Annotated in this window: 13 protein-coding genes; all 13 read right to left on the bottom strand. The window is 62.2% G+C overall.

Going from position 1 to position 13,076, the window contains the following annotated elements:
* Nucleotides 1–20 precede the first annotated feature (20 nt).
* The 13 genes from H146_RS0100085 to H146_RS0100145 all read right to left on the bottom strand — a co-directional run bounded on the left by H146_RS0100085 (nucleotide 21) and on the right by H146_RS0100145 (nucleotide 13,067).
* A complete protein-coding gene (locus H146_RS0100085; protein ID WP_019949795.1) occupies nucleotides 21–965 on the bottom strand; it encodes a LysR family transcriptional regulator in 945 nt (314 codons plus the stop codon).
* 170 nt (nucleotides 966–1,135) lie between these two features.
* The gene (locus H146_RS0100090) at nucleotides 1,136–1,963 is read right to left on the bottom strand and encodes an amino acid ABC transporter ATP-binding protein (protein WP_019949796.1); all 828 of its coding nucleotides are present in this window, start codon (nucleotides 1,961–1,963) and stop codon (nucleotides 1,136–1,138) included.
* On the bottom strand, nucleotides 1,960–2,664 hold the full coding sequence (locus tag H146_RS0100095; protein WP_019949797.1) for an amino acid ABC transporter permease: 705 nt from the start codon (nucleotides 2,662–2,664) through the stop codon (nucleotides 1,960–1,962). Before H146_RS0100095 ends, H146_RS0100090 begins: the two co-directional genes overlap by 4 nt.
* Nucleotides 2,664–3,320: an amino acid ABC transporter permease gene (locus H146_RS0100100; RefSeq protein WP_019949798.1), complete on the bottom strand. Its 657-nt coding sequence runs from the start codon at nucleotides 3,318–3,320 to the stop codon at nucleotides 2,664–2,666. The genes H146_RS0100095 and H146_RS0100100 overlap by 1 nt, the downstream gene beginning before the upstream one ends.
* 3 nt (nucleotides 3,321–3,323) lie before the next feature.
* On the bottom strand, nucleotides 3,324–4,265 hold the full coding sequence (locus H146_RS0100105) for a transporter substrate-binding domain-containing protein (RefSeq protein WP_245558675.1): 942 nt from the start codon (nucleotides 4,263–4,265) through the stop codon (nucleotides 3,324–3,326).
* 123 nt (nucleotides 4,266–4,388) lie between these two features.
* Nucleotides 4,389–5,258, bottom strand: coding sequence for a phytanoyl-CoA dioxygenase family protein (locus H146_RS0100110; RefSeq protein ID WP_019949800.1), 870 nt, complete (start codon nucleotides 5,256–5,258; stop codon nucleotides 4,389–4,391).
* Between the two features lie 200 nt (nucleotides 5,259–5,458).
* Entirely contained in the window at nucleotides 5,459–6,643 is a 1,185-nt protein-coding gene (argE, locus tag H146_RS0100115; RefSeq protein WP_019949801.1) for an acetylornithine deacetylase, read from the bottom strand.
* On the bottom strand, nucleotides 6,640–7,314 hold the full coding sequence (locus tag H146_RS0100120) for a DUF1028 domain-containing protein (protein ID WP_019949802.1): 675 nt from the start codon (nucleotides 7,312–7,314) through the stop codon (nucleotides 6,640–6,642). Before H146_RS0100120 ends, argE begins: the two co-directional genes overlap by 4 nt.
* Nucleotides 7,311–7,736: a RidA family protein gene (locus tag H146_RS0100125; RefSeq protein WP_019949803.1), complete on the bottom strand. Its 426-nt coding sequence runs from the start codon at nucleotides 7,734–7,736 to the stop codon at nucleotides 7,311–7,313. The genes H146_RS0100120 and H146_RS0100125 overlap by 4 nt, the downstream gene beginning before the upstream one ends.
* Nucleotides 7,736–9,076, bottom strand: a complete 1,341-nt coding sequence (locus H146_RS0100130; protein WP_019949804.1) for a flavin-containing monooxygenase — start codon at nucleotides 9,074–9,076, stop codon at nucleotides 7,736–7,738. Before H146_RS0100130 ends, H146_RS0100125 begins: the two co-directional genes overlap by 1 nt.
* 271 nt (nucleotides 9,077–9,347) lie before the next feature.
* Entirely contained in the window at nucleotides 9,348–10,364 is a 1,017-nt protein-coding gene (locus tag H146_RS0100135) for a histone deacetylase family protein (RefSeq protein WP_019949805.1), read from the bottom strand.
* A 63-nt stretch (nucleotides 10,365–10,427) separates the two neighbouring features.
* Entirely contained in the window at nucleotides 10,428–11,369 is a 942-nt protein-coding gene (locus H146_RS0100140) for a 2-hydroxyacid dehydrogenase (protein WP_019949806.1), read from the bottom strand.
* A 60-nt stretch (nucleotides 11,370–11,429) separates the two neighbouring features.
* Nucleotides 11,430–13,067: an ABC transporter ATP-binding protein gene (locus H146_RS0100145; protein ID WP_019949807.1), complete on the bottom strand. Its 1,638-nt coding sequence runs from the start codon at nucleotides 13,065–13,067 to the stop codon at nucleotides 11,430–11,432.
* Nucleotides 13,068–13,076: the final 9 nt, after the last annotated feature.

Raw genomic sequence — 13,076 nt, forward strand, 5'->3', positions numbered from 1 at the left:
TTCTGAAATGCATTGGCGTCTCATTGAGAAGGCGTGCGAACGGCTTCGCTGTCGTCCAGGGCTGCTGCGGGAAGTTCCGTTTGCAGTGCCAGTTGCTTCATTGCCTGTGCGGCCGGGCTCGGTCGCACTCCTTTGACACAGGCGATCCCCATTGACAGTGGCTGCGCATCATCCTGTAACCAGAGCGCTCTGAGCCTCCCCCCGTCAAAAGTCTCTCGGCTGGTCAGAGGCGTATTGAACAACGAAAAACCAAAGCCGCTGGCCACCAAACCACGAATCATGTCCAGCGAACGAGCACGGTAGGCTACCCGTGGGGTCAGTTTTCGAGATTCGAAGATGGAAAGAAAATATTCCCTGCTCTGCGGCCAGTCGAGCAACACCATGGGGTAGTCGATAAGCTCGCGAAGGCTGATACGCTTGCGCTGACCCAACGGATGACCTTCGGCCACTACAGCGTAAGGGGGAAAACTATAAAGAGGGGTAAACTCGATATTGGCGGGTATCTGGAGATCGTAAGTGAACGCCAGCTCATAGACCCCCTCGCTCAAACCAGTGACAATATCGCCCTGTATCATCTCATCACAGTGCAGGCTGACCGAGCCGTAGGTCTCGGTATAGCGCCGCAAAAGCTGTGGCAGAAAAACCGGCGCAAAGGTCGGAAAGGCCACCAGCCGCAGTTCACCAGCAATTTCTTCACCCAGCGACAGGGTAAACCTTTCCAGATCGTCGGCATCACGCAGTAGCTGCCGGGTGCGCGCCCAAAGCTGTCTGCCGGAAGACGTCAGCGATAGTCCCTGCGCGTGGTGTCGCACAAACAACTGAAGGCCGGAACTCTCCTCCATCTGGCGAATGGCCGCCGTGATCGAGGGCTGGGAGACATGGAGCTTTCTGGCGGCCAGTGTCACACTGGAAAGCTCTCCGGCCACTGTGAAATAGCGCAGCTGCTTGAGCGTGAAATGGCGCATGCAGACTCCCGTCATTGTGATGCCGCTAACCGGGTTTGGAGACGCCCATTTTACTCATATTTATGCCACGCATTGCTGGACAGCATATTGGCCAGGCATCACGACAGGCTGCTCTTCTTGCGTTTCCGGCAATACGCATGGAAAGCGCTCTGGAATATTGAGTGTTGTCACTACCGGTAACCTTCCTTGCCATCATCGCGAAATATCTCGTTACGCTGCAGATAGTTTTGCAGAAACTGCGCAAGGCGCTCTGTCCGTGGCGCTCTGAAGAGTTGCTTCGGTACGCCCTGCTCGAGGATGTGTCCCTGGTCCAGGAAGATGACGCGATCGGCCGCCTGCGCCGCGAACCCCATTTCATGCGTAACGATCACCATCGTCATGCCCTCCTCGGCGAGTTGCTTCATGACCTGCAGCACCTCGCCGACCAGTTCGGGGTCGAGTGCCGAGGTCGGCTCGTCGAACAGCATGATGGCCGGCGACATCGCCAGCGAGCGAGCGATAGCCACGCGCTGCTGTTGCCCGCCGGAGAGGCGGCTGGGCCAGACATCGGCCTTTTCCGGCAGCCCCACCTTGTCGAGCACTTCAAGCGCCAGCCGCCGCGCCTCGTCACGCTTCATGCCCCGCACCCGCACCAACGCTTCCATGACGTTGTCAATAACGCTCATATGAGGCCAGAGATTGAACTGCTGAAACACCATACCCATGTCGCGGCGCACTTCACGCAGGCGCGCCGGGCGGGAGCGCAGGCGACGACCATTGGCCCCACGGTCATATCCCAGCAACTCCCCTTCGACGAACACATCGCCGTCGTCGTAGGCTTCGAGAAAGGCGAGACAGCGCAGCAGTGTGCTTTTGCCGGAACCGGAGGGGCCAATCAGGCAGACCACCTCGGAGCCCTTTACGGCAAGGTTGATGTCTTCCAGAACCCGATGATCGCCGAACTGCTTGCTCATGCCGCGCGCTTCGAGCACGACCTGTTGCTGCGATGTTTGTGTCATGTCCTGGCTCCTGCCGTATTCCGTTCGCTGCTGATGCCGCTACTCTGCTGGCCAAGATAACGACCCATGCGTGACTCGAGACGCTGCCCCAGACGCGAGCAGAACTCGGCCATCAGGTAATAGCCCACACACAGCGCCAGCAGGGTTTCGACATAGGCAAAGGTTTCCGAGCCAATCCCGGTCAATACAAAGGTCAGTTCCGGCACCGTAATGATCGACAGTATGGGCGTCTCCTTGCCCAGTACGATGGTGAAGTTGGTCAGCGCCGGCAAAATCAGCACCATCATCTGCGGCAACTGGATGCGTCTGATTACCGTTCGGGGCGACATGCCCAGCATGTGGGCCGCTTCGATCTGACCACGGGGCACCGACAGGAAACCGGTTCGAAAGATTTCGGCGAAATAGACGCTGCCGTATATGCCCAGACCGATCAGTCCCGCCGCCATTGGCGATAGCCGCAGTCCCAGTGCGGGTCCGCCGTAGTAGAGCAGAAACAGCTGTACCAGAAAGGGGGTGGCACGCACGATCTCGATGTAGACGCGCAGCCCCGCTCGGACCCACCGCCCGGCACCGAGCTGAATGATCGCGATCAGCAGGCCGAGTATCGCTCCCAGCATGATGCCGCCAAACCAGCTCAGGAGGGTGATCAAAAAGCCGTGGGCGATCTCCGGCAGGTGGTCGGTAAGTACTGAAAAGTCCATCAGGCACGCGCCTCCTCGAAGCGTTTCTCCATCCGCCCGGCGAGCACAGCCAGCGTCATGTTGACCACACAGTAAAGTGCCGCCGCTGCCATATAGAACTGAAGCTGCATAAAGGTGCTGGCCGCCAGATTCTGTGCGCTACGGGTGAGCTCGGCGATGCCTACTACCGAGATGAGCGATGACGCCTTGATCAGCAGGATGACCTCATTGAGTAGCGCCGGCAGTGTACTGCGCAACGCCTGCGGCATCCGGATACGGACGAGAATCTGCCACTCGTTGAGTCCCAGTAGCCGCGATGCCTCGATCTGTCCTTCAGGCAGGGTAATAAAACCACCGCGCAGGATTTCGGCAAAATAGGCGCCACAGCAGAGCGCCAGACCAGCGGTTGCGGCCACCCAGGCGGGCGCCTCTATGCCGATGCGCGGTAATAGATAGTAGATAAACAGCAATTGGATCAGCAGCGGAATTCCGCGGAAAATACTGACATAGGCGCCGCCCAGACGGCGTAATGCGAGCCGACCGGAAAGCCGCAGCGAGCAGACGATCACGCCCAGCATGAATCCGAGGATCAACCCCAGCGCCGACAGCCATACCGTATTCCACAGGCCGGCGATCAGAAGGGGCAAACCCTGCTGCAGTATTGCGAGATCGAACATTGCTCAGGTGCCTTCGGCAGGCACGGGCTCGGCAGGCACATCCATCGACTCACCGATCCACTTCTCCTGCAGCTCGGCCAGCCGGCCACTGGCGCGAAGTTTGTCGATCACCTGATCGACAGCATTCACCAGGCTGTCGGCATCGTCACCGTTGCGCCCGACATAAGCGAACCAGCTTTGCGGTCCAAAGCCGGGGGTAACCAACTTGAACTGCGACGAACGCTGCTGTGCGATATAGGCGATATTGGGCAGGGAGTTGGCAACGGCATCGATACGGCCGGCTGCCAGGTCGGCATAGGCCTGATTGTTATCGACGTATTCACGGATCTCGACGGGCTGATCGAGCCCTGCCACATAATCTTCCAGCGCCGCCAGTTGGGCACTGCCCTGTCCGGCGCCGGCACTTTTGCCGGCCAGATCAGAGGGTGCCTGCATGCTGTTATCTCCGGCCCGGGCCAGCAGAGCGACAGTGCTTTCGGCAATCGGCGAGGTAAAATGGTAGCGTTTCATACGCGCTTCGGTAATGATCAGCGGGCCGGCTACCATGTCGTATTTTCCGGCTTCCAGACCCGGCAGCACACTGGGCCAGGGCAGATCGATAAACTGCACCTCCACCCCGAGTGCTTTCCCTACTTCCGCAAAAAGCGCTTTATTAAAGCCCGTCTGCTGCCCGTTTTCGAGATAATCAAAGGGCGCAAACTGCATCTCGGTACCGACTTTCAGGGTACCACGCGCCTTGACCTCATCCAGGGTGTCGGCCTGCACCGGGGAGATCAACGTCAGAGCAAAGAAAGCTGCTAGTGCAAGCGTTGCGAATATGGTTATCCTGCGAACAGACGTTTTCATGTTGAACCTCTCTTGTCGTTGTACTGTGGTTTTCAGACAGCTCGATAGCTGTTTTTTTAAACCGCATCCTGTTCGAAACATGGATGCCGGATGTCGCATTCGTCCTCGCCGATGTGTCACATTCCCGCTACGGGAACGAAGGTAATGATTCCGGTTTTCTCTCCCGCATACTCCAGGCCCCTTGCTGAAAAGGTTTCGGGCGTCCCTCGGTCCGATGACATCTCAGGCTGGTATGTCCTGCCCTGCCTGCTGGACAAAAAAGGAGGCGCCGCTGGGCTTCTGCGGTAGTCGCAGCACATTGGGCGTTGTCCGTACCAGACCGCTCTCATGACCACGCACCAGCATGCCCTGATGCCGGCTGGGTAGCGGATTGTCGCCATAGGGCAGCGCATCCTCGGCGCTGTACACAACAATGAACAGCGTGCGCGGATGAGCGGAGGCGTTGGGCGCCGAAGCGTGCAGCAATCGAGTGTGCATGAAACACACGGAACCGGCTGGTCCCGTACATTCGACCAGCTCGGCGCACTCACGCTCGATGACGGTACTGTCTACCGTCCCGGTGAACCGTTCATCCTGCCAATGGGAATAGAGCTCCTGCCGATGGCTACCGGGGATGACCTGCAAGGGCCCATTATCGGTAGTGACATCTCCGATCATCAGCAGTGCAGTGATCAGGTCATCGTTACTGTGAGGCGTAAAAAGGAAATCCTGATGCCACTTCACTTGTGTTTCAGTACCCGGCAACTTGGCGTTGATCTTGCTGTGGTGAAGCCTCACGCCTCCCGCGCCGATAATTTCGAAGACCATATCGGCCATTTTCGAGTCGGCCGCTACCTGCAGGTAGGCATCGGAGATTTCGGTAGGTGAGCTCACTCGTCGCAGTGATGGGTGAGCGGGACTGTGGTCACCACCTACATCGAAGCGCGGGCGATGGTCGAGAGTCTCGCCATAGGCTGCGCAATGGTGGCGGCTTGCATCCAGCCAGTTCTCGAAATCGTTATTGAGCGCCTCTAGTTCGTCGACATTGAATACATTTTCCACGACCAGATAGCCATCTCGATGAAACCTGTCGATCTGCTCTGTACTCAGCATAGCCGTCCGTTCTCCCATTTTAGCGACGATAGGCGCGGCAGCGCTCTGCTTACCAATATCTGACGCCTGCCAGGATTTCTCCTCAAACTAACCGCTGAACGGCATCAGAGAAAATAGCATTATCAACGCCATTGCTTCGGATTTTCCTATCCAGGCCTCGTGCCGAATCACTCGGCGCAACAGGATAAATAGACACTCGATCATGTGGCCGACGATGATAGTCGTGCCGCCAGCCGCGCCATCATGGCATCACACGCCTCGAGCTGTTCTGCTTCGATATACTCATCAGCCTTGTGGCCCTGCGCCATCGAGCCGGGCCCGCAGACCAGGGTCGGTACACCGGCTTCGGCATAGAGGCCAGCCTCGGTGCCGAAGGCGACCGTGTCGAACGCACAGCACCCGGTCAGCTCTGCCAACAGTCGTGCCGCGGCACCCTCTGCGTCAGCAGCCAATCCCGGATACTCGGCCAGCGGTTCGAAGTCTATCCGCGCCCCGGGCGCGACCGCCTGCATGCGGGGCAGCAGCTCGCGCTCGGCCCAGTCCCGGAGCTCGTGCTCGATCACTTGCGGCTCAACCCCGGGCAGCGCCCGCATCTCCCAATCGAAAGAGCACTCATCCGGCACGATATTGAGCGCCCGGCCGCCCTGAATGGTGCCGACCTGAAGCGTCGAGAAGGGTGGCGTGAAGCGGGCATCCTGTTCGTCCTGCTGCTGCAGGCGTTCGGCCACGGCGACAAGACGGCCGATCAGCGCCGCCGCGTATTCAATGGCGTTGACGCCCTGCGGCGCGTAGGCCGAATGACAGGCGGCGCCCCTGATGTGGCAGCGCCGCGCCAGCTTGCCCTTGTGCCCCATCACGGGACGCATGCCGGTGGGCTCACCAACGATACAGGCCAGGGATGCGGGCGCCAGCGATGGCAGCCGCTCGATCATTGAGCGCACCCCAACGCAGCCCACCTCTTCATCGCAAGAGAAGGCGAGATGTATCGGGCGCTGCAGTGGCGCGTTGACGAAACGCGGTACCGCCGCCAGCACGCAGGCCAGAAAGCCCTTCATGTCGGCGGTGCCGCGTCCATAGAAGCGATCCCCCTCGCGGGTGAGACAATAGGGCGGCCGCTGCCACGGCTGCCCCTCGACCGGCACGGTGTCGGTGTGCCCGGAAAGGAGGATGCCCGATGCCTCGGCCGGACCGATGGTAGCGAACAGGTTGGCCTTCTCGCCCGAGGCATCGGGGATACGCTGCGTCTTGACACCCTGCCCCGCCAGGTAGGCTTCGATAAAACCGATCAGTGCCAGATTGGAGCGGTGACTGGTGGTATCGAAGGCGATCAGCTCGGCCAACAGCTCAGCGCTGTCGGGGGTGCCGGCAGGCGCGGGCGCCGTCATCGAGAATCCCCGGGTACCCCGTAGCCCGGTGCGACCTCGGGGTCGTCCGCGCGAGTGACGTAGTCCTCGAGCTGCGGGCGGTAGCGCTCCCAAAGCGCCGCCAGTTCATCGATGGGCGTGTCGTGCCAGTCGACCCGCAGGTCGACCACCGGCCAGCTGACCCCGGGACGCGCGACCTGCAGGCCCGCCGAATAGACCGGTCCCGCCTCGCCGCCGGCGGCCAGCCCCGCCTGCAGCGCAGCGATCAGGCGCTGTGCCAGCGGCCCTTCGCTGCGTTCGAAGACCGTCACCATTGCCTGTGGTACGCCCGGGTCGGCCAGCAGATTGCCGGCGGCGACGCAGTCGAGGCCCGTGGCGCGCCCTACCACACCGAGTGCCTGGTCACCGTCAAAGATGGCGTGGCGACCCTCGCCGTCGATCAGCAGTAACTGACGATAGTCGGGCGCCTTTTCCTCGGTCAGCAGGCGTTCCAGCGCCTCCTGCGGCGTCAGCCCCTGCGCCATCAGCGCAAGCCCCTTCACGCCCAGCGCCGGATTGGTAACGTTCTGGCTCAGCACCGCCCCACCCGGACCGGCGAAGGCGCAGCGCGCCGCCACGCAGATGCTCGATGAGCTGACGGCACATCCTGTTTCACCGGTTTGTGCACAGCGTGCCGCGATCGAAAAGGTCATGATTTGTCCTCCTCTTGCGGTATGACGGCGATCACATCGATCTCCATCAACCACTGCGGCTGCGCCAATCCCGCTACTACCAGCCCGGTGGAGATGGGAAAGACACCCTTGAGCCACTTGCCGACTTCACAATAGACCGGCTCACGAAAGCGCGGGTCGGTAATATAGGTGGTGGTCTTGACGATATGGGAGAGATCCGAGCCGGCCTCCTCGAGCAGCTGTTTGACGTTTTTCATCGCCTGTTCGGTCTGAGCGCGCGGATCGCCGAGGCCCACCAGATTGCCCTCGAAGTCGGTACCCACCTGACCGCGCACGTACACCGTATGACCGGCTCGCACCGCCTGGCAGAGATCATTGTCGAGACTCTGATCGGGATAGGTATCCCGGGTATTGAACATGCGGATGCGTGTGTGGGTCGGCATTATTTCGCTTCCATCCTGTTATTTTTGCTCGTCGTACAGGTTGCCATCCGCGCTTCACCCGGCACGCCTCCATCGCCTCCAGCGCGCAGTGCCGCGCGGTGGTAGTCGAGGTATTTGCGCTGTGTCGCGATGTGATCGGCAATATGTTTGGCGTCATGCCACACACCCCAGATAAAACTGGAGCCACGACGCGACAGCCAGGGCAGTCCGAGAAAATAGATGCCCGGCTCACTGGAGACACCGCGCTGATGTCGGGGCCTGCCCTGCTCATCGAAAGCGTCGACGTTTAGCCAGTCGAAATTGACGCTGAATCCGGTGGCCCAGATCACCGTGCTCACACCGGCCTCGGCAAGATCGAGCGCCTCGAGCGGTTGCCTGACACAATCCGGATCCTTTGCGATGCGGTGCGCCTCGGGCTCCTCGGGAAGTTCGAGTCCGTTGCGCGCCACGTAGGCGTCGGCGGCCTGAAGAAGCGCCAGATAGTTGGCATCACCGCGCGCCAGGTTGTCGCCAAGATCGGACTCAAACGTCACCACGTCATCTTCAAAGCCGCGAGTGCGTCCCACCAGGGTGATGCCCTCGTCGGCCAGCAGGCGGAAATCGACGGTTCGACCGCCGCGCGCACCGCTGACCGCGATGGTGACATGCTCCCGACCGGGCGCCGCGACCTCGGCATCCCACTCTCCGAGCACCCCCAACCACCAGACAAAATCGCGACCTCGATAAGCCCGCGGTGGCCGGTCATGCGGCCCTACCGAGAGATAGACCCGGCGGCCGGCACGGTTCAGCTCATCCGCCACCTGTACACCCGACGATCCGGCTCCCACGACAAGTACGCTCCCCTCGGGAAGCTGTTCGGGGTTGCGATAATCGGCGGTGTGCAATTGGTAAAGTGAGGCCGTGTCGGGGGCGATGGGGGGGATCACCGGGCACTGAAAAGGGCCTGTCGCCGCCACCACACGGTTGGCCTCGATCACTCCGCTCGAGGTGGTAATGGTGAAACCCGGGCGGCCGCGATTGCGCTGTACCCGCTGCACCTCTACGCCGGTACGCACGGGAGCGTTGAGCTGCGCAACATAGCGTTCGAAATAGGCCGCGACCTGCGCTCTGCTCGCGAAACCGTCAGGATCAACCTCTGCGAACTCGAGCCCCGGAAAGCGGTCGTGCCAGACAGGCCCGTTGGTGACCAGTGAATCCCAGCGTTGCGTACGCCAGCGCTCGGCAATGCGCTCACGTTCCACCACCAGATGGGGAACGCCCAGGCGCCCCAGGTGCTCGCTCATTGCGACACCGGCCTGGCCTGCACCGACCACCAGCGTATCGGTTTGTTCGACTGTCATGGCTGCATCCTTCCGATAAACATACCTCGTCCATGCCCGACATGGCGGGATGCAGAAGATCAGAAGCTCTCTTCTCATGGCGCGTTATGCCCATCCTGAGAGAGGCCATTTATTAATTAAAATATCTTTATTCGTGGTTTTGAATCACAAAAACCTATCCAACACTCGCCGCTCGAGGGTGGGGCGCGGCTGGCTCACCGGGCGCCAGCGCTGTACCCGCCGTGAAAGCGGGAGCTGCGGCACGCATCGAGCGGAATAACGCGCTCACCGATCAGCGCAACAGCCCTTCGAAGAAACTCACCGCATTGGCCTCCAGCCCTTCGAGGTAATAGCCGCCCTCCTGCACCACCAGAGTTGGCCGGCCAATACCCGCCACCGCCTCGCCAAGGCGTGCAAAGCCGGGCGTGGTGACCGCTACCTGCGCCTGGGGGTCATGCTCGAAGATATCGAAGCCCAGCGACAGCACCACCGCCTCGGGCTCGAACACTTCGATGGCGTCCAGCGCCTCGCCGAGGCGATCGAAGAACACCGACTCCTCTGAGCCATGGGGCATCGGCAGGTTGAGGTTGTAGCCGTAACCTTCTCCCTCGCCGCGCTCGTCGACGTGGCCGCTGACACCGGGGTAGAAGTTGGTGGTATCACCATGCGTCGAGATGTAGAGCACGTCGCTGCGGTCGTAGAAGATCTCCTGAATGCCCTGGCCATGGTGCACGTCGGTGTCCAGTACCACCACACGCTTGAAATGGCGCGAAAGATGATGCGCGGCGATCGCGGCATTGTTGAGATAGCAGAAACCACCGGCGGCATCAGCGCGGGCGTGGTGCCCGGGCGGGCGGCACAGCGCCCAGGCGAAACGCTCGCCGCCCAACAGCGCCTCGGCGCCGGCCACCGCGCTCTGCGCCGACCACCAGGCTGCGCCCCATGTATGGCGGCCGATCGGCGAGCTGCCGTCAGCCTGGTAGCGCGCCGCCTCGGCGAGAATGCCGCGCAGCGCATTGGGCTCGCGCACGAAGATGTTCGACATCACCTCTTCACCCCAGTCGCCGTCCAGTTCATGCCAGCGCCGGTGGGCACTGTGCAGAAAACGCAGATAGGGCTGGCTGTGCACCGCACCCAGCGGTGCCATGCCGTAGTCCTGCGGGGTTTCGATCTGCAGGCCGCAGGCGCGGGCGGCAGCCAGCAGATGATCGGTGCGCTCCGGTACCTCCAGCGGCGTGCGCATTTTGCCACGCGAGAAGTAGATCTCGGGATGGTGACGACGCTGTTCATCGTGGAAGAAGGTTTTCATGATGCGTCCTTGTCGACTGTTGGGAGTGGGCCGGGTGAATGTCACTCTCGAACGCCCGGCGCCTCAGTAGCCTGCCTGGCGATCCACCAGCGTCGCCGGCAGCTGCCCTGCGTCGAGACGCCGCAGCGCGGTCGCGACCTCGCGCGCCACCTGGGAGGGGGTCGAATCGCAGGCGTCGTGAGGCGTGACGACAATGCGATCGTGGCGCCAGAAGGGGTGCTCGCGCGGCAGCGGCTCGACGGCGAAGACATCCAGCGAGGCGCCCGAGAGCTGACCGCTGTCGAGAGCGGCGAGCAGGTCTGCCTCGACCAGCTGCTCGCCGCGCCCGACGTGAATCAGTGCCGCGCCACGGGGCATGCGGTCGAACAGCGCCGCATCGAGCAGGTTGTGCGTTTCGGCGGTCAGCGGTAGCAGGTTGATCAGAATCTCGCTGCGCTCCGCCAGCGCGGCCAGCCCTGCGCCCCCCTGCCAGCACTGCATGTCCGCCAGCGGTGAGCGACCGCTGCGCGAATGGCACTCGACCTTATAGCCCAACGCCAGCAGCGCCCGCGCCACCGCCGTACCCATGGTGCCAACGCCCAGCAGGCCGATGCGGATGTCATCGGGGGCGCGTTTGGCCTGCCGCTGCCAGCAGGCAGCGCGCTGCCGGGCCAGATAGTCGCCGAAGCGGCGATGGTGCCACAGCACATGCCAACTCACGAAGCCGGCCATCATCAGCGCCTGGGACTCTCCGGCGATACGCATCAACGGCACCTCCTGCGGTAGGCTGCGGCTGGCCAGAATGCCGTTGACGCCCGCCGCAATGGAGGAAATCAGGCGCAGTTGCGTAAAGCGTCGAAAAGCCTCGTCGTCAGGGTCCCAGGCCAGCGCGAAGCTGACCGCCTCGGGATCGGCAATCTGCTCGGGAAACGCCAGCCGAAGATGCGGCGCGATCTGCTCGAAGGCCTCGATATAGGGGGTCATGATGTCGCGACTACCCAGCAATACCCCCTGCCGTGAAGGCATCCGGGCAGATCCTGTGGCGTCATGGAGATTGTCTTTGGTGACGCTGTTCATGTGGTCCATTCAGGGCTGATCCTCCTCGACAACAGGTGTCGCCGCTGGCCTGCGACGGCCGGGAATGGCCGCCAGCAGTTCCCGTGTATAGGCGTGCTGCGGAGAGTTGAAAACCTGCTCGGCGCTGCCCTGCTCCACGATCTGACCTTTCTGCATTACGATCAGCCGATCACAGATCTGCGCCGCCACCCGCAGGTCGTGGGTGATGAACAGCAGTGACAGCGACAGCTCCTTCTTGAGCCGATCGAGCAGCGCCAGTATCTGTGCCTGAATCGACACATCCAGTGCCGAGACCGCTTCGTCAGCGATGATCAGCTCAGGGTCCAGCGCCAGCGCGCGGGCAATACCGATACGCTGACGCTGACCGCCGGAGAACTCATGCGGAAAGCGCTCGGCAGCGCTGCCCTCCAGCCCCACGGTCGCCAACAGCTCACGCGCCCGCGCCAGAGCCTGTGCTCTGGGCACGCCATTGGCGATCGGCCCCTGAGCGATCGCCATGCCCACCCGGGTGCGCGGGTTGAGCGAGGCGTAGGGGTCCTGAAAGATCATCTGGATACGGCGGCGGTGTTCGCGCAGTTCGCGACCGGCGAGGGCACGCAGGTCAACATCGTCAAGGCGAATCTCACCGCTGTCGGGCCGGTTGAGACCCACCAGGCAGCGTCCCAGGGTCGATTTTCCGGAGCCCGACTCACCCACTACGCCGATGGTCTCGCCGCGCCCCAGACTGAACGCGATACCCTCCAGGGCGACCACCTCGCGCTTCTCCTTGAACCAGCCACCGCCAGTGCGGTAGACCTTGTCGAGTCCTGTGACGCTCAGCAGCGGCACACTGTCCGCCACCTCTCGAGGGGGCGCTACGGCATCGCCGGGAATCGCCTCGATCAGCGCTCGGGTATAAGCGTCGCGGGGATTATCGAGCACCTCCGCGGCAGTGCCCATCTCGACAATCCGGCCCTCGCGCATCACGCAGACCCGGTCGGCCACTTCGGCGACCACGCCGAAATCGTGAGTAATCAACATCACCGCCATGCCACGCCGCTTCTGTAGATCGCGGATCAGACCAAGAATCTGCGCCTGGGTGGTGACATCCAGCGCGGTGGTGGGCTCATCGGCCACCAGCAGTTGCGGTTCGAGTGCCAGCGCCATGGCGATCATCACTCGCTGACGCTGGCCGCCGGAAAGCTCGAAGGGATAGGCGCGCAGCGCCGCTGCAGGATCCGGCAGGCGCACCTCCTCGAGCAGTGCCAGTGACCGCTGGCGGCGCTCGCCGGTACTCAGCAGGCCGTGGGCCTCGAACACCTCGGCGAGCTGGTCGCCGATGCGCAGCAGAGGATTAAGCGCGGTCATCGGCTCCTGGAAGATCATGCCGATATGCCGTCCGCGCAGGGCGCGATGCTCCTCCTCACTCATCCGCAGCAGATCGCGCCCGGCGAACAGCGCACGCCCCTGGGCGACGTTCACCCCCCTGGGCAGCAGCCGCATGATGGCGTTGGCGGTCATCGATTTGCCCGAACCGGATTCGCCCACCACGCAGAGAATTTCGCCGCTGTCGAGATGGTAGTCGATATTTTCGACCGCATAGAGACGCTCGCCCCCTTCGGGCAACGACAGCGCCAGACGTTCGATATGCAGCAGTGTCTCGCTCATCGTCGTCTC

It is taken from the genome of Kushneria aurantia DSM 21353 (assembly GCF_000382245.1).
Classification (GTDB): domain Bacteria; phylum Pseudomonadota; class Gammaproteobacteria; order Pseudomonadales; family Halomonadaceae; genus Kushneria; species Kushneria aurantia.